This is a genomic window from Streptomyces sp. NPDC000151 (genome assembly GCF_040301705.1).
Taxonomy (GTDB): domain Bacteria; phylum Actinomycetota; class Actinomycetes; order Streptomycetales; family Streptomycetaceae; genus Streptomyces.
Genome location: NZ_JBEPFC010000009.1, coordinates 40,392 through 58,576, shown reverse-complemented (window position 1 = coordinate 58,576; position 18,185 = coordinate 40,392). Strand labels below are relative to the sequence as shown.

Here is an 18,185-nt window from a genome sequence, read left to right as displayed (position 1 = left end):
CACGTTGCGGGCCATACTGGGGCCATGCTCGTATCCACTGGCCCGCTCTCGCTAGTCCAGCGACACCTGTTGCAGGAACTGGATCTCTGCGACCTCCCGCTCCCCACAGCGACGCCGGAGCCCTACGCGGCTCGAGACCTCGACACAGACGAGGTTCAGGACGCTCTGCCCGGCCTGCTGTGGGCCGGGCTGGTCGAGCAGCGAAGCGATCACGAGGGCGCGCTTCGGCTCACCCCGCTCGGAGCGGCGGCTCTACGCGCCGCGGAGTGCGACGAATTGACCGCCCGCTTGAGCGCGGTGGTGTCCTTCGCCGACACCGTGTCACGCGGCGCGGCACCTCGTGCCGCGGGGTACGCCCTGACACGGCTCGCCGAAGGGGCATGGACCCTCGAGCAGGCGCAGGCCTACGTCCGCGACGGCGGGCTCGGCGACGACCGCTCATGACGTGTCCGACTCGCCGAAGTCCAGGACGACGCGACGCCGGGCGCGGGTCGTTCCGGGGCGCAAAGGGAGAACGCCCGCCGACGTGAGGTCGGCGACGGTGATGACCGGTGAGTTCACGATGTCCGTGGTGAGCGCCTGCTGCGCGGGCGCGAGGTCGACCAGCCGACGCAGCACGGACAACAGGTCGATCAGCTCCTGAGTCCACTCGCTCGGCCAGCTCGTGACGTGCATGTCGTCCAGGGGACTGGTCTTCCTGCTGGTGGGGGAGGCCTTCCGGTAACCGAACCACTTCTTGACGACGGGCATGCCGCCGACCTCGTAGCGCCAGACCTCCGGCGGGACCCTCGTGAAGGTACCCGGGCCCACGTGGAGAGTATCGGTTTCTTCGTCGTAGGCGAGGGCGTCGGGTACGGCGGTGCCGATGCCCGTCTCGTACCGCACCTGTCGCGGGTCCCCCGATGGGAAGCCGACACCGTCTTGAGCGGACGCCACCGCGTCGGCCGGTGGGCCGGCCTCACCGTAGGTCGCCGCCCACAGGAACTCGCGACCGATGCGGACTGCTTCGCTCCACAGCGCCGGGTCACGGGTGAGGGGTAACCGGACGCCGGGAGTGAGCAACTCCTCGGCGAAGCGCTCGGTGAAGGCGCTGTGCCCGGCGACGGCCACGGCATAGGCGGCGAGGTCGTGCACCGCCACTTCGTCGAGACCGAGGATGGAGGCCAGGTACCGGAGCAGTCCGGTGGGTACGTTGGCGCTGCCGTCCGGGTGGAGGACGGGGTGCACTCTGCCGCCCCGGCCGTTGAAGTGGTGGGTGTCCGGCAGCAGTGCGGCTGCCACCAGGGCAGGGCCGCTGCTGATCTCATGGCTGCTCTGCTGATTGAGGAATACCTGACCCGGCTGCAAGGACTCCCACAGGTCAGGCCGTGGGCGGTCGAGTACCCGATTGTCGGCGACGATCCACTGGCGGTCGAAACTGCGCATGGCAATCCGAAGGAGCCGAGGGCGCGTGTCGCCCTCCTGCTCCATGCTTCGGTTGCGGTGTGGGAAGCCTGGCAGGGCGGGTAGCCGCATGCTGAGCCGGCGATCCGGCGTCTCCTTGAACAGGAGAGCTTTGACCTCAGGGTCCGCTTCCGCTGTGACGCGTGCCCAGCGACGTTGGAGGACTGACTTCGAGGGCGAAATGACCCAGGACCGGTTGGCCTTGCTGCCCGGGCTGCCCCAGGGGAAGAGCGCCTCCAGCGGTGGATAGTCGTCCCACCCCGACAAGGACGCCGGGGTAAGAGGCCGTATGTGCTCCGTATGTGTGTACCGCCACCCCTCGTCGTCCAAGTGCAACGCCCGAAGCTGGGCGAACTTCTCCGCCCGCTTGCCGTGGAGTGCCCGGTAGCGGATGCGCGCCGGCCCGTCGGAGTCGCGGTCTGCCCGCCGTACGAAGATGCATATCGACAGCGGCTGGGCGACGTGCGGGAACACTCGGGTGGCCACGTCCGACCGCTGCCCCTCCGGCGACAGATTGATGACCCACCCCTCGTCGCACGTCCGGCGCAGGTAGTCGCGCATGCCGCGCCCGGCGGGGCCGCTGGTGAACGCGGACGGGGTGATGAAGCAGACGACGCCGTGCCGGTCGTCCTCGTGAGCGTCGAAGACCTTCCACGTGGCCCAGCGCCAGAAGTAGATGTACAGGTTCTTGAGCGCGTGCTCGTACCGGCCGTTCCCCGGATACCGGAAGTCGTCCAGGGGAGGGCGGCCCTGGCCCTTCACCCGTTTCTCGATCCAGCCGCCCCGGTTCTCGGCCTTGTCGTCGTATGGCGGATTGGCGATGACCACGGTGACGGGGACGTTGGCCTTGACGTGGTTGGCGCGGGCGCGTGTCACCGAAAGGGCCGCGTACGTCGAGGCGAGTTGTTCCTCCTGGACGTAGGGGTCGTCGAGCGTGTCCGTGACGTACAGGTTGAGGCCGCCCGGTGGTAACTCGGCGCCGTGCTTCTTCAACAGGTCGGCGGTGCGGAGTTCGGCGACGGCGAAGGGGCCCATCTGTAGCTCGAAACCGTACAGGCGGATTGCGAGGCGGCCGATCGCGTCGGGTTTCATGGCTCTGCCCTGGCGCTCGGCGGCCTGCTGCGCCACCCGGTCGATGATGGTGTGCAGATAGGTGCCGGTGCCCATGGCGGGGTCGACGATGTGCACGCTTTCGTCTCCGAAGCCGTGCGTCTTGCCCAGGCGAGTGCGCAGCACTTCTTCGGTGAGGCGGGTCATCTCCTCCACCACCTGGTGAGGGGTGTAGTAGGAGCCGCTGCGCTGGCGGAGCCTGTCGTCATAGACGGACAGGAACGACTCGTAGAGGTGGAGGTAGGCGTCTCGGTCGCCCTGCCGGATGGTCTCCCATTCGACATTCTCGATGGTGCGGGCGAGGAGGTCGAGCGTCACCTCGAACCGTTCGTTGACGTTGTCGGTGAGAAGCTGGAGGGCCTTGCCCATCAGGGCGTGGCCCGCGTTCAGGCGGCGGCCGATCTCGTGAAAGGTCGTGCCGGTGAGCGGAATGCGCTCAGTGTGGGCGAGGAGCAGTGCGAAGGTGATCGTCCGGGCGTATCCGTCGGCGAAGGTCGTGTTGTCCGCGGTGGGAAAGAGGTACCGGCGCCAGTCACCGCGGAGACCGGTGAAAGGCCGGTCGACGGTGGGATCGTCCGCGTCCAGTGCGGACTCGGCCCGGAGCTGCTCCCGTACAGCCTCGCGCAGCAGACGGCACAGTGGGGCGATGTGCTGGACGAGGACCGAGACCCGCCGGGTCCTGGGCGGCTTCCAGCCGAGCACGGCCTGTGTGAGCGCGTCGAAGGAGGCGAGGTCAGCGACTGCCAGCTTCTCGCCGGCGATCTTGAGTGGTCCGGAGAGCGCTACCTCGTCGCCTAGCTGGACACCGTGGCGGAAGACGCGCCAGTGGGTTCCGTTGGTGTAAAGGAGGTTGGGAAGGTCACGCAGACGTTCCCACTGTTTCCTGTCGTGGCCGGTGAACGAGTCGGGGTGAATGCCCTTGCCGGGCCGCTTCACCTCGATGTAGCCGGTCACGTGCTTGCCGACGCGTACGGCATAGTCGGGCCGCACTCCGAGATGCGGGATGCGGGTCTCCGGGTGCCAGTTGGCCTCCGCCATGGCATGGTGCGCGGCTATGGTGCGGAACAGTTGCTCCAGCGGGGTGCGGATGGCCGCCTCGCGGTCACCGGGGCCCGCCAGGTTGCGCTTGCACGCGGCGCCGAAGAGGGAAATAGCTTCCTGGAGCCACTGAAGACGTGCGTCGGACATGAGCCCCCCAGCTCCCGCACCCCAGTCCCGTAGATGACACGAGACCCTCCTGTCTGCGCAGTATGAGGCAGAGAAAACAGAAATGGCATGGGTGCACAGGGGGTGCGTCGATGCAGCACGGTTGCGCCTGTGAGCGCCGGGCAACGTCGCGGTGCTGCTGCCAACGACGCCGGTGAGGGTCTCTCTCCAACATGGGTGACAACGGGCACCGCGACCGCCCGGACCCACCGGCGGCTTCGATGGTTCCGGGCGTGCGGGCTGAGATCAGTCGGTGGGATCAGTTCACGGTGAAGGAGCGGTCGCAGACAGCCGATTGGATGCCGGAGCGAGTTGTCGCGGAGACCGACAGGTAGTGGCCGCCGTCCGAGTCCGGAGTCCAGTCGGTGCTCGCGGTGTGGTCGTCGCCCGCGGCGACCGTGGTCTCCGGGCCACCGTCGAAGGAGTAGGTGTAGCTCACGACGTCTCCCACCTTCGGTGCGAAGGTGAAAGTGCCCGGGATGCCAACGCCGCCGCTCGATTCGTTCTCGAGGTAGGTCTCCGAAGCGACGGTGGGAGTCGTGTCGTAGCTGATGCTCCACGATGCCGCGTCACTGACCCAGCCGTTCGCGCTCCTGCTGGTCACCTGGAGGAACCCACCGTAGAGGCCGTCGAGCGTGATCTCCACCTGAGCTGTTCCGTCCGCCTCCGCCACGACGTCGACGGTCTTGTCACCGTCCTGGCCGCCGATGCTCTTCACGGAGTAGCTGACGACCGGGCTCGTTGACTGGAGCGCCGCGTCGGGCCGGAGCGTGAACGTGGTCTTGCTGCCGAACTCGGGGGACGGGACGGCCGGGGTGACGGTGGGTGCCGTGGAACGGACGAAGAATTTGTAGCTGGTGATCGTCGAAGAGTTGAAGGTCCGGTCGAGGCTTCGCACCCACAGTGTCATCGGACCGGAGCCGTGCGGTGGGACGAGACTGAGCGTCGCCGAACCACCGGGGGCGTCGGCCCGCTTGAAGTACTTGGAGTCCGAGTACGGGTCGACGGGCTCGGGGATGCCGTACTCACCGATGTTGGTGCCGATGACCGGGAAGCTCTGGTGCCAGGTGAACTGGAATCCGGTGATGTCGTCGTCGCCGTTGGCGTCCAGCGTGAACCTGACCGGCTCGCCGCCCTGGCTCCACTCGTCCAGCGGGTAGTTCGGCGAGGAGACGGTGGGCGCCTGCGCCGGGCGGGTGTTGTCGACCGTGACGTAGCAAGAGGCCGACCAGTTCGAGGCCGCACTCCCGGCCACGGTCTGTGCGCGCCAGGCGTAGGCCTGGCCGTCGGTGAGCGCGGTGGCGGGCACGGTGGCAGGAGCCTCGAACTTCGGTGTGGCGTATTCGCGGGCAACCGTCGTGATCTGCGCCGGGTCGTCGACCGGCCAGATCTGATACTGCACGGTCACCGAGTGATTGTCGGTGGTGCCGGGGATGCCCTCGACCACCAGACCGTCGCGGGCCGAAAGGTGGGTGGATTCCTGCGCATCGGTCGAGCAGTGCCTGTTGCCGTTGAACAGTTGAGTGGGTACGGTCGGCGCTACGTCAACGGCACTTGCGGGGGACACGGCGGCAGCCAGCGCCATGCCGAGTATCCCCAGAGTGGCGAGGACGGCGCGCGGTCTCGCGCCGGATAACGTGGTCAAGTGGTCCCTCCCTGTCGAACGCCCATGAGCGGTGCTTCGGTATGCACCGGTGTACGGGCGGCGAGAGGATCGTACGGGGAGCCGTAGACCGACGCAGAGGAATAACGGCAGGTTGGGTAACCGCACGACCGAAAACACGTCGGGATTTCCCGGCCGGCGGTCGTCCTCGGCAATCCTTGATCAAGCAGGACAGTCGGCCTCCGTCTTTGCCGAACCCCAGCGGATCATCAGGTATCCGGACGCCCCAGTCTCCGCCACTGCGTAACGGGTGTACGGCCATGCGTCGCCCGAGTTCTCCCGCTTATTCACCAGGGCCCGGCAGGCCTCGCCGGCGGCCATGTCCGCCCACGTCTCGACCTGGCCCTGGTCCCACTCCACGTAGTTCGACCACACGTACATCGCCGAACCCGCCGGGTCGAAGCCGATGGCGATGTCGTCGCCGTCGAGGGTGCGGTCGGTGCCGAGCGTTCTGCTCATCGCGTTGGTCTGCTCGATGACGTTCTCGGCGGTGCGGTCCGCGACCCGGATCTCGGTGCCGTCGGAGCTGGGGTTCATCGCCTCCGCGAGACCGGCATTGTCCGGCTTCCAGTCGTCCGGCGCGGCCGTGCCTGGGTCCTCCCCGGTGTCGCCGTCGATGGCTGACCGGCACGCCGAGTCGGCGGTGAAGTCGTCCTGCCACGTCACCTGGGGGTCCTGGCCCTTCTCGTCCCGCACCAGGACGTATGTGCGGTACGGCAGGTCCGGGTGGACGCGGAGGACGAGGTCGTGCAGAGTCACACACATCAGGTTGGCGGTCTGCGTCTCCGCGTACACCTCACTCTGCTCGTCGGAGGACAGTTCGTACGAGAAGTAGACTTCCTGGCGCGCCTCGTGGAACTTCACACTCCCCGGGATCAGTTCGATTGGGCTTAGATGCCCGGCCTCGACACCCTGGTCGTGTAGGACCGCACTCGCCACGTCGTGCTCGCCCTGGCCCTGCGCCTTGCGCGCCTGGGCCCAGGTCTCCGCACTCGCCGAGTCGCCGCTCGCGGTCTGCTGCCCCTTCTTCGCCCTGCTCCCTCCCGCGGCGCTCGCGGACGGCTGCCCGGATCCGGCCGCGGGGGAGGCCGTCGAGGCCGAGGACCGCGCCGCGTGCCCGGTGGGCTTGGTTTCGTCGGGCTTCAGAGACACCATTCCCGCGGCCAGGCCGCCGATGACGGCCGCCACGAGGATGACGGCGGTCGCCGGTCGCTTCCCCGAACGGCGCGGAGGCTGCTGCCACGCCGGATCGTCCCCGGCCGGTACGTCCCACAGGGCCGTGACCATGTCCACGGCCGTCGCCGGCATCGCGTGGGCTCCCACCACCTGCGTGGCCTGGGAGGCGAGCAGGGCCGCGCACTCTTCGGCGGCCTCGGCGGCCGACGGGCGGCCCTCCCGTTCCTTGGCCAGCGCCCGTTCCACGGCCTGGCGCAGGGACGCGGGAACGCCCTCCAAGTCCGGCTCGCCGGACATCACGCGGAACGCGACCACGTCGGGCGCGCCGGTCCCGAAGGGCAGCCTCCCGGTGGCGGCGTAGGCCATGAGCGCTCCCCAGGCGAACACGTCGCTTTCGGGACCGGTGTTCCCCGTGCGGTACTGCTCCGGGCTGATCCACCCGGGGGTGCCGGTCATGACCCCGGTGCGGGTGACGCTGGTGCCGTCGGCGGCGTGGGCGATCCCGAAGTCCAGGACGCGGGGACCGGCGGGCGTGAGAATGACGTTCTGCGGCTTCACGTCGCGGTGCACCACGCCGGCCGCGTGGACGGCGGCAAGCGCCTGCGCGGTGGCCGCCGCGAGCGCGTACAGACTGCCTTCGGTGAGCGGGCCGTGGTCGAGCACGTGCCGGTCCAGGGTCGGGCCGGGGACATAGGGAGTGGCCAGCCAGGGGGTCTCCGCGTCCGTGTCGGCGGTGAGCACGGGAACCAGGTACGGGCCGGTAACGCGGGAGGACAGTTCCACCTCGCGCCTGAAGCGGGCCCTGAACTCGGCTTCCTGGGCCTGCTGCGGGTGGACGACCTTCACCGCCACGCGCGTGCCGCCGGAGGCCACTCCCGCGTGGACGGTGCCCATGCCTCCCGCGCCGAGACGGCCGACTATCCGGTACGGACCTATGCGGGAGGGGTCGCCAGGTCGCGCCGGCCGGACTCTTCCGCCGGAGCCGTTTTCGCTCACAGATGGTTCCTTCTTCGTGCGGTGCCGGAGGCTTGCGCAGGCGCAGGCGCAGGCGCAGGCGCAGCATGTGGCCGATGGTCGCCGGCTCGACGCTCGGTCAGTGGTCGGCGTAGTACTCGGCGAGCGCCTTGAGTTCGCGGGTCCACAACAGCGCGTCGTCGCCCGGCCGGTCGTACGGCGCGCGGTGGGCCAGCTTGAAGAAGCCGGCGGCCGGCCAGCGGCTGTCCTTCAGCACGACGAGGGCGGACAGCAGCGGAAGCGATCCGTCCGGGTTGTCCCGTGCCGAGGCGTCCTCCAGGAGGCGCGGCATCGGGCCCTCGTGGGGCGGGACATGGTGACCGAGCCGCTCCAGCGCGGCGCTGAGGTCGCCGTACGGCAGTGGCCCGGCGCCGCTCCGCGCACGGGTGCGCAGGATGTTGACGACGGTGTCCAAGGCCTGCTCGTACTCGAGGCTGCCCTTGTGCATGTGCCCTTCCCTCCCCGTGCACGAGACGACTCCCCGCGGTCGACCCGTGCGCCAAGAGACTACGCGTCATGCCCTCAAAAGGGTAGACGGATCGGTGATTTCAAGTGATTCCGTTGTAAACTCAGTGCATGAATCACCACTGTCTCGTGCAGACGGCCGTGATCGGTCACAAGGACTCCGACCACTCGTCATCCTGCCGACGGACGCGTACCAACTGGACCTGTAGCGCAGGGTCCACTCCACCCACGACTACTGGTGCAACTGCAACTGCAACTGCAACTGCAACTCGGCGGCTGCGGCGGCGAGCTGAGCGAGATCAGCGATGGTGAGGCTCTTCTTGATGCGAGTACGTCCCTGCGGGGCCACGTACGCCGGCCACATCATCATGCGAAGTTCCGCGAGCCCCTCGGCGGGAGAGATCCCGATGCGTAGCCGATTGTGATGTCGTATGGGAGTTGCATGTGCGTTGTCCACCTCCGAGCAACCTTCTCAGGCCCTACGCGCCAGATTCAGCGCCGCCGTGTGCACGAACCAGTCCAGCGCTCCGCAGACCTCGTCACTGTGCTCGGCGAGGACCTGGACCGGGAACGACGGGCGAAGCTCCAGCTTCGCCTCGGGGAGGTCGATTCCGTCGATCTTGTTGAGGCGGTGCAGCAGCTCACGGCGCTGTTCTGTGTCGTCGAAAGGGCTGCGGTGCTTGAGATGCTGGAAGACGACCTCGACTGTTCCGCTCACTGGGTAGATGGCGATCGGCCACAGCACGTGGGGCCGCTCACTCGTCCCGGCATCCAGCACCGGGAAGCAGCTGGTCTCCTCGTATCGGCCGTAGTTGAGGTAACCGCCCTGGCTGCGCCAGTAGTCGAGAGCGGCCAGCACCCCGGTGACGGATCCCGGCGCGTGCTCCTCCAACTGCGCACGGAACCTCGCAGCCGCCTCGGTGTCCGCTGCGTCGGGAAGCGGGTCGTCCGCGACCGGTTGTGCGACGTCCTTGCCCAGCAGGGTGGCGAGTTCTGCAGCGGTCAGACGTTGCGAACGGTCCGCCCGATTGGAGGAGTCGAACTTCACGCCCTCGCTGGTCAGCAACTCTTGTGGCGGCTGTCTGTCGACGCCGTCCGGCCAGCGGAAGGAGGTGGAAATTTTCCCTTCCGCTGTGAGAACCCGGTATGCACCGATCACCGACGTGTTGGTGCTCAGATATCCGCCGACAGGCACCGGGTGACTGCCGATCAGCTCCGCGATGTCACCGTACGTCGTCCATGCGCCGCTCGGCATCGCCACCAGCGCCGCTCGCAAGTCGGCCCAACCCGGCCACTCCTCCCCGGCCGGCTTGACTCCGCCGATCGGTCCGGGCCACAGATCCACCGCCCGCTCGGTGAGACGCTCCGCGCGGTCGATGATCTCCGCCTTGCCCCAGCGCTGCGCAGCGGCGATCTCCAGGTTCATGCGCAGGGCGCTCGACTCCAGGATCTGCTGCTTGCGCTCGAAGGGGTAGTTGGAGAGCTTCGAGTTCTCGCCGGTCAGTGTGAGGTTGCCGAGAGTGTGCACCAGAAGGTCGTGCAGCTCCTGGGGAGTCTGCTCCGGCTCGGTCTCCTCGGCGAGCAGTTCGAACCACTTCGGGGCCGGTCGCTGGGGCAGGATGTGTTCTACGCTGAGGGACGCCTTGGCGAAGTCGACCGGTTCGGCGGGACGGTAGCTCTCCTCCAGGCGGCGCAGGATGTAGCTGCGCTGCAAGGGCCGGCCGCTCCAGTAGAACGGCTTGCTGCGGATCGCTTGGCGCAACTCCTCATCGCTCGGCCACCTCCGGCGTCGGCCGGACAGGAACCGCCGGACGGCCTCGGCGGCCGGACGGTCGGATTCCAGCTCCTTCGGGGCCTCCATGAAGATCCTGTTCAGCCCGGTGGTCGGCGTCTGACAGATGAGACGGCGCACCAGGTACGACTCGACGTACAGCAGCGCCTGTGTGGCGTCATCGGGGGTAGTGGTGCCGGCGTCGACGAGGTCCAGCAGGTGGAGGGCAAGCGGATAGTGGGTCTGTCCGCCCCAGGCCGTGAGGCGCTCCAGCACGGCGCGCAATGCAGGCGAGGTCTCGCGGTGCGGTTCGATGATGCGCAGGAACCGCTTCCCCCGTTCAGCCAGTTGCTCGATCTCGCGCTGCAATGCCTTCTCGTCACCGGCCAGCGGCTGGAGTCGCTTCTGCTGTTCCCGGTAGATCTCGCTCTGTTTCGTCTTGTGGTGACCGCGGACGATCAGGTCCAGCCAGACCAGCAATTCGAGGTTCTTGGGGCCGAGGCTCTGCTGCATGGGCAGCCACAGTTCCTCGTAGACCCGTTCGCCCCGCTTTGGCAGAAGCATGAACACATAGTTGCGCAGCAGGTCGCTCTGGCTGAGTCCGACGCCCGTGTTGTTGATCGACTCGAAGATGCGGTAGACGTTGTCGCCGGACTCGGCGGTGATCTCCACGATCGAGAGCAGATCCTTCAGAGCGGTCTCCACGGTGCCGACCCACTCTGTGCCGCCGGTTTCCTGGCCCTCGGCGAGCACGCCGCGGAAAAAGCGGTAGGCCGCACCGATGTTGTCGCTGCCGCCGGCCTCCGCCCGGGACTGGACACAGGCGATATACGCCTCCCGGTCCGCCTGCGTGGGAAGCAGCCGGTAGTGGTCTAGGCCCTCCTGGAACTCATTGACGAGCACCTGCCGGTGCGCCCTGGCCACACCGCGCTCGTCACCCACGTCCCTGAGGTGGTCGCGCAGAGCGGTGAACGCCAGCATCAGCGTGGTCAGCCGCTGTTGTCCGTCCACGACGAGCCACCTCTGCACGCCGCCGGCCTGGAGCTGGCCGGGGGCCAGCACCACCGAGCCGAGGAAGTGCGGCGCCCCGGTCTCCCCGGAAAGGTGCTGGTCGACGAGTTCGCTGACGTCTTCCCAGAGCCGCTTGAGCTGGTCCCTGCCCCAACTGTACGTGCGTTGGTACAGCGGTACCTGGAACTGCTTCTCCCCTTGGACGAGCTTGAGGAAGGTGATTTCTTGTGCGCGCATGCGCTTCCTTTCCCTGCTGGTGCGCAGGTCCTGCCGACCTGTCCGGCGGCCCGACCCTGGGGACAGCGGTCATTTCAAAAATAAGCGAACTCTGTCGACACTGGAGGGCTTTCGTGGCTCTTTGCCGCCTATGTGAGCTGAGCGACATGAGATATGAAGAAGGCCGATCGGTTGTGGGTGCTCGACTGCCGTTCCACCGCGCGGCCGTAGATGTCGCCCGTCAGGCTTCCGTGTACGCGTGCGCCAGCCCCGAGTACATGGAGATCCTGGGCATGCTTTCGTTGGGAGACCGACGCAAGAGCTTGATGGACCGGCCCTCCACCCAGGCATTCCACGCCTTGATGTAGTAGAGCAGGTGCTCGCGTGAGTCGTCGCGACGACGGTGCGCCTTGCCCGCGGCCAGGCTGAGCATAGTGTTGCGCAGGGTGAGGCGAGGGTCGCCCGACTCCAGCCGCGCACCGGTGACGACGCCGTCCTTCCATGAGGACTGGTCGACGTCGGGACGTGCCTCACTGGTGACGTACCAGCCGATCGTCGCGGCTGTGACGGTGATACGGCATGCACGGTTGAGGGCGATGCCGTGGTGGAGCGCCTCCCGGAGGCCGGGGTGCTTGTCGAGCATGGCCAGGAGCTGATCGTTGCTGGTCGCTGAAGAGCCGCCGCTCCATGCGGAGTTCGGCGCATTCAGGTAGAGGTGGAGCCCGCGCAGGGCCGCGGCGAGGTGCGTCGCGTTGGCCTCGCCCGCGAGAGCGAGGGCGTCCCGGCCCGTGCGCTTGCGCCCCGTGTCCATGACCGTGAAGGCGGTGCGCGGTACCCCGTGTGTGACGGTCAGGGGAACCGTGACGTCGGCTCTCACGATCGCGGCCAGCCGGTGCTGACCGTCGATGAGCACGCCGTCCTCATCGAAGGCGATGCCTTGGTGCGTCAACTGCCACTCGCCGCGCTGGATCTGGCCGGCGAGCTGCTGCACCGTGCTCTTGCTGAGCGGTCGGTTGTTGGTGTTGCGGGTGAGCCATTCGGCTGCCAACTCGGGTGAGATGTCAAGCACTTCCATGCGCACGGCGCGGAGCCTCCTCTAGGGGTGGAATCGGATAAGGGCTCTGGGGATAGAGTGCATACGCCTGTGAACTAAGTCAACTAACGCCGGTGACTATGGCAGTCGGTGATCGGCGCATCCGGCGTGGCCGTCCAGTCAACTGTGCGACTCCCGGGGCGAGTCGAGCGAGCGGAATGGCTGCTACTCTCTTCGTGTGCTCAGTTCACACTAGAGAGTCAGTCCGCCGGGGGGCGTGCTGGTGAACATCTTGCTGTGGCCAGGGCGGGGACTTCGCAAAACGGCCACCATGTGGCCCTCAGTAGTGGTGGGGTGGCGAGTGAGCCAGAGTGAGCGCAGCCCGTTCGACGGTGTGCAGCCGGTCGGTTCCGTCTATCAGTACGACGACGGGCTGTACGTGCGGGTCGACGACGTCGTGCCGTACGAGCTGGTCGATCCCGAAGACTCGTACGGGTACCGGCGAGGCGACGACCTTGTGCGATGCACCCTCTACTTGAGCAACGGCACCGATCGGCCCATCGATCTGGAGGGTGTGGGTCTGCTGGTGCGTGGCGGACCGTACGGCAAGACCGGCCGACAGGTGCACGACTACAAGACCGAAGTGCTCGACGACGAGCTCGAAGGAACCTTGCGCAAGGGGCGCAGGACCTCGGTGACCTGGGCCTACAGCATTCCCGCCGGTACCGCCGCCGAGCTGGACATAGAGGTGCGGTTCACCGGCCGGGACGAGCGTGGGAGCGTCACCTTCACCACGGCCGATGCAGGTCCGCCTGCCTCTGCGGACCCTCGTGTGGCCCTCGCACGCGTCACGTCCCCACCGCTACCGGACCAGGGCGCGCTTTTCGGTAACCAGCAGGACTCCCTGTTCACGAATGTCGAGCCTGAGCCTGCGGACGACCTCGACAGTTCTTATGGTGCAGGAACCGACGCCGTACGTGTCCGCCAGATCTTCCGGTTCCTCGCCGAGGCCGAGGAGTCGAAGGCGCGGCCCGTGCGCACGCTCGACGGCGCGGCCGGCGTCGTGTGGTTCGAGGACCTGCCGCACACCCCGGGCGTCGAAGTGATGCTGGACGACGCTCTTGCCACGGACGGCGGGGCCTGGTTGACGGTCGTACGTCCCGAACGCGAAGAGGCCCCGCACCCGGAACCGCTGCTCGCGCCCTGGGTGGATGAGCCCCGCATTCGTGACTTCCAGCAAACTCGCGCTCCCCACTTGAGGCGGCGCATCGAGCCCGAGTACCCGGACTGGTCCGGGGGGATCCCCCTGGAGAAGACGTACCACGAGCTGGACGAGCACCCAAAGCGGGAGAAGATCGAGAAGCTCTACGCCGCCTGGGAAGAGGAGTGGCTGGCCTGGGCGGAGCGGCGGCGCGCGATCGATCCTCTCGTCAAGCTGTACGACCGTCTGCACAAGATCCACGAGGACGCCGCCAACCTGGGGGAAGCTTACGAACTCGTACTCGGGCTCGGCCGGCTCACCTGGCAGACAAGTGTCGGCCAGCGCGTCGAAAGACACCTGGTCACACATCGGGCCACTCTTCGACTCGACCCGTCGACCGGCACGCTCACCGCGGCACCCGACCCGACCGGCAGCGGGTTGGAACTCGAAGAGGGCATGTTGGAAGGGGCCCAGCACGTTCCGGGCCCGGTGCGAGAGCAGATCGTCGAGGTGCTGGAGAACGCCTCCGACGTCACCGACCCAGAGCACCTGGAAGCCCTCCACACGGCGCTGCGCAGCTGGGTCAACGCCGCGCACAGCGCCGGGGGCTACTCGTCGATGGTGGAACGCGTCAAACCGCTTCGGCTCGATGTGCCGCAGGTGGCACTTACGCCGGCGCTGGTCCTGCGCGAGCGCAACCGCCGTTCCACGATGGATGCCCTGAAGGCCATCGCCCGGCAGATCGATGCCGGTACGTCCCCCACCGAGTTGCTCGGCTATCTCGCGGGCCGCGGCGGCGCACTGACCGCCGCCGAACGCGCGGCGGCCGAGGGTGATGGTGCGGAGGCCGACAGCGGTGAGGTGTACTTCGCGCTGCCCGCCAACGAGGAGCAGCGCACGATCGCGGAACGCCTGCGCGGCAACCGGCTCGTCGTGGTGCAGGGGCCGCCCGGTACCGGCAAGACGCACACCATCGCCAACCTGGTGACGGACCTTCTCGCGCAGGGCAAGCGTGTCCTCATCACCAGCCACACCCCTCGGGCCCTGCGCGTACTGCGGGACAAGCTGCCGGAGTCCATCCGTGATCTGTGCGTGAGCCGCACCGAGGACGGGGCGGCCGCCCAGCGCGAGCTGGAGGCGTCCGTACAGCGGATCCTCAGCGAGTACGCCGGCTACGACCCGAAGGCCTCGGAGCGGGACATCCGTGCGCTCCAGTCACGGCTCGCCAGGGCACGCTCCGCCCAGCAGGCCATGCTGCGCGATCTGGCCCTCCTGCGTGAGCAGGAGACCCACCGTTTCGAGGCGGAGATCGGCGATTACAGCGGCAGCCTCCAGGAGATCGCCCAGCGCCTCACGTCCGAGGCGGAGAGGTACGACTGGCTCGGCCCGGTTCCGCAGGAACAGCCCGCTCTGAGCGCTGACGACGCCCTGCGCCTCCTGCATGCGACCCGCGCGTTCACTCCACACCAGCAGGCTCTCGCGGCCGAGGTACCCAGCCTGTCGGAGCTGCCCGACCCCGGCGACTTCGAGGAAGCCGTCACCGTCGTGCGCTCTGCGGAGGCGGCACACGCCGCAGTGCGGCAGGACCCGCTCAGCGGCGAATACGACTCGGCGGTGCGAAACCTCGGAGAAGACGAACAGCAGCGGCTCGCAGCCGCTCTCGACGCCTTCACCGCCTCGCGGGCCCGCGCAGCGTCGCTCGCCGCAGCGGCCGGCCCGTGGGCTGAGGAGCTGCTGCGGGAAGTCACTGCGGGGCAAGACTGGCAGGCCCGTAGCCGGCAGGCAGCCGTCACCGACGCTCTCGCGGCCGTGGACGCCTCGCTCACCGCATTGGGTACGGCGATGGTCAGCGGCCTGGAGCAGTTCGACCCCGTCACGGCACTCGGTCAGGCCACCGCACTGCACGACGGGCTCGCCCAGGGCCAGAAGCTGCGTGGGCCGCTCGGCATGCGGTCGAAGCTGGCCAAGACCGCCGGGGCGTTCGCGGAAGCCGTTCGGGTGGACGGGCGGGCACCGGAGGATGCGGGCACCGCCGCTCTCGTGCTGGCACGCATTCAGCTGGAGCTGCGCCTGTCACAGGTCGAGTCCGAGTGGGGCAGTCCCGCCGCTGCCTGGCAGGGCCACGGTCCGCGACTCGCCCGCCTCCGACAGGACGCCGAGGCCCTCGAAGCGCTCCTCACCGTCGCAGCTGCCCGCACTGACGTGCTGACCGCCGCTGCTATCTCCCCAGCACTCACCGGCGCCACCTGGCACGACCCGGCCGTCGAAAACGCCGTACGAGCCGTACTGCGGGCGGCGACGACCCTGCGTGCCGCTGAACGCTCCCGTAGGGTCATCGAGGAGACCGAGGAGGTGCTGCGCACCTGGAGCGAGCGGCCGGACGTATCACCCGCCGTCGTCCGCGCACTCGACAGCGTGCGCGCCCAGGACCCCGAAGGCTACCGCAAGTTCAGCCGCGAGATGTCCGAGGTCCGCGATGCCGTCCGGCTGCGGGCCGAGCAGCAGGCGGCACTCGTACGAGCGCGGGAAGACTTCCCCTCGCTCGCCGAGCGGATCACCGACAGCGCTGAGGACGAGGCCTGGGACGTCCGGCTGCCGCTTCTTGCCGAGGCCTGGGCATGGTCCGCGTGGTGGGACCGCATGGAGCGGCTCACCGATCCGGAGGCCGAACGCGTGCTGCGCACGCGTTTGACGGAGGCCGACGACGAGGCGCGCATCATGCTCGCGCGACTCGCCGCCGCCCGTGCCTGGCACCGCTGTCTCGGACTGCTGACCGGCGACCAGTCCCGCGCACTCAGCGCGTACCAGCAGGCCGCACGGCGTATCAAAGGCAAGTACCAGCACCGCTACCGGCGCGACGCACAGGCCGCACTGCGGAAGGCGCAGACCGCCGTGCCGGCCTGGATCATGCCAGTCCACGCGGTGGCGGAGACCGTGCCCATGGACCGGCCAGGCATATTCGACGTCGTCATCGTCGACGAGGCCAGCCAGTCCGGCCTAGAGGCCATGCTGCTGAGCTGGCTCGCCGACCGAATGGTCGTCGTAGGTGATAGCAAGCAGGTCAGCCCCTCCAACGTCGGCCTCAAGCAGGATGAGTACTTCCATCTCAGAGATCGGCTGCTCACCGCGTTGGAGCCGGACGTGCGCAGCCTCTTCGGACCCGAGTCCAGCTTCTTCGACCTCACCGAGGCGCTGTCCGCGGGCCGCGGCACACTCATGCTCAAGGAGCACTTCCGGTGCATGCCGGAGATCATCTCATTCTCCAACGAGCTCTGCTACAACCGGCAGTTGCAGCCGCTGCGACAGTACGGTGCCGACCGGCTGCCCCCGGTCCGTACCGTGTACGTGGAGAAGGGCGAGGCTTCCGGAAACAACACGCGGCTGGTCAACATCGCCGAGGCCGAGGCGCTTGTCGACGCGATCACGCGCTGCTGCGCCGACCCCGCGTACGACGGAAGGACCATGGGCGTCATCAGCATGCGCGCCAGCAAGGCGCACCTCACGGAGCTGGAGAACCTGCTCGCCGAACGACTCGATTACGAGCAGCGCGAGGAGCGACGCATCCGGGTCGGTGACGCGGAGGACTTCCAGGGCGACGAGCGCCACGTTATGTTCGTCTCCTGCGTCAACTCGGCCACCACCGCCGCCGGGACCGTGCCGGGAGGCTTCACCGGCAAGACGTACGAGCAGCGCATCAACGTAGCCGCTTCCCGTGCCCAGGACCAGGTGTGGGTGTTCCACAGCGCCCGCCCCGAACATTTCCACGAGAACGACCTGCGTCGGCAGTGGCTCGACCACCTCACCCGCCCCACGGACGAGGAGACCGTCACGGTCCCGGGCGAGGTGCTGCCGGACGTGCGGCACGAATCGTTCGACAGCCTCTTCCAGCAGCAGGTGTACCTGGAGCTCATCGGACGCGGCTACCGGGTGCGGCCCGGCTACCGGGTCGGACGCCACGCGATCGATCTGGTCGTCGAAGGCGGGACACGCAGGCTCGCCGTCGCCTGCGACGGCGACGTCTTTGCCGAGGGCGAGGACGCATCAACCGGTGCCGCCAGACAGCGCGACCTGGAACGTGTCGATTGGACCTTCGTCCGCATCCGCGGGAGCCGGTTCCACCTCGACCGGGAGCAGGCGCTCGCGCCGCTGTGGGCGGAGATCGACCGGCTGGGCATAGAGCCGATGCATGAGGACCAGCACGGGGACGAAGCCCCCGCGCAGGACGTGTGGATGCAGGATCAGCCTGCTGGTGCTCAGACGGCAGAGGACCGGGAAGGCGCGGTCCCAGAGCAGGAGCAGGCTGAGGACACCGCCGCACCTGCAACTTCCCAAGAAGGCCAGGCTTCACTTCCTGTGCGGAAGATTCCTGCGGCGGCCTTCCATCGGCTGGTCGACGAGATGCGGCAACTGCAACTCGCGGTCGACGCGCCCGACGAGGCGCCCGACGGACTGGACGCGGCCAACCTCGTCTTCCTGCGGAAAACACAGGCGGATCAGCGTGAACGCTGCACGAAGCGCCTCGCCTTCCTGCGGACTTTTCTCGACGCCATCCGTGTGGGTGGCGAGGGCGACCGTCCGAAGACGGTGATCCCCGGTGCGTTGTTGGTCCTCGAGTTCGACGGACAGGTCGACGACGGAACCCTGTATGCGGTGGCCGAACTACCCACCGATGAGGTGGACACCGTTTCACCGTCGTCCCCGCTGGGGCAGGCACTGATGTGGCAGCCGGTGGGGCGTGAGATCTCGTACCACGCTCCGCAGGGTGGGACGCGTACTGTTGTCGTCCGGGAGGTTCGGTTCTGAGGGGACCGAACGGAAGCTTGCCGAAGGGGCTCGGTGATGCCGGGCCCACGACGGACCCGCCGCCCGGTCGTGT

General features: G+C 68.0%; 9 protein-coding genes. 2 read left to right on the top strand and 7 right to left on the bottom strand.

The genetic code is table 11. The features are described from left to right. Positions 1 to 24 precede the first annotated feature (24 nt). Positions 25 to 444, top strand: coding sequence for a hypothetical protein (locus ABT381_RS05150; RefSeq protein WP_351587884.1), 420 nt, complete (start codon positions 25 to 27; stop codon positions 442 to 444). Here ABT381_RS05150 and ABT381_RS05145 read toward each other — a convergent pair. The 7 genes from ABT381_RS05145 to ABT381_RS05115 all read right to left on the bottom strand — a co-directional run bounded on the left by ABT381_RS05145 (position 439) and on the right by ABT381_RS05115 (position 12,150). Beyond that, positions 439 to 3,741, bottom strand: coding sequence for a type ISP restriction/modification enzyme (locus ABT381_RS05145; RefSeq protein WP_351587881.1), 3,303 nt, complete (start codon positions 3,739 to 3,741; stop codon positions 439 to 441). The two genes, ABT381_RS05150 and ABT381_RS05145, sit on opposite strands and share 6 nt — an antisense overlap. A gap of 277 nt (positions 3,742 to 4,018) precedes the next feature. Further along, on the bottom strand, positions 4,019 to 5,404 hold the full coding sequence (locus ABT381_RS05140; RefSeq protein WP_351587878.1) for a phage tail tube protein: 1,386 nt from the start codon (positions 5,402 to 5,404) through the stop codon (positions 4,019 to 4,021). A 180-nt stretch (positions 5,405 to 5,584) separates the two neighbouring features. After that, positions 5,585 to 7,594, bottom strand: coding sequence for a serine/threonine-protein kinase (locus ABT381_RS05135; protein WP_351587875.1), 2,010 nt, complete (start codon positions 7,592 to 7,594; stop codon positions 5,585 to 5,587). 97 nt (positions 7,595 to 7,691) lie between these two features. Continuing rightward, the gene (locus ABT381_RS05130) at positions 7,692 to 8,060 is read right to left on the bottom strand and encodes a hypothetical protein (protein ID WP_351587872.1); all 369 of its coding nucleotides are present in this window, start codon (positions 8,058 to 8,060) and stop codon (positions 7,692 to 7,694) included. Positions 8,061 to 8,309: 249 nt separating this feature from the next. Next, positions 8,310 to 8,534 (bottom strand): hypothetical protein, encoded by a 225-nt coding sequence (locus ABT381_RS05125; RefSeq protein WP_351587869.1) that lies wholly within the window; start codon positions 8,532 to 8,534, stop codon positions 8,310 to 8,312. Positions 8,535 to 8,549: 15 nt separating this feature from the next. Further along, complete coding sequence (locus ABT381_RS05120; RefSeq protein WP_351587866.1) at positions 8,550 to 11,096, bottom strand: GmrSD restriction endonuclease domain-containing protein; 2,547 nt, start codon at positions 11,094 to 11,096, stop codon at positions 8,550 to 8,552. Positions 11,097 to 11,316: 220 nt separating this feature from the next. Then, positions 11,317 to 12,150, bottom strand: coding sequence for a hypothetical protein (locus tag ABT381_RS05115; protein ID WP_351587962.1), 834 nt, complete (start codon positions 12,148 to 12,150; stop codon positions 11,317 to 11,319). Positions 12,151 to 12,469: 319 nt separating this feature from the next. Between ABT381_RS05115 and ABT381_RS05110 the strand changes: the two genes are divergently transcribed. After that, positions 12,470 to 18,112: a PDDEXK-like endonuclease domain-containing protein gene (locus ABT381_RS05110; protein WP_351587863.1), complete on the top strand. Its 5,643-nt coding sequence runs from the start codon at positions 12,470 to 12,472 to the stop codon at positions 18,110 to 18,112. Positions 18,113 to 18,185 lie beyond the last annotated feature (73 nt).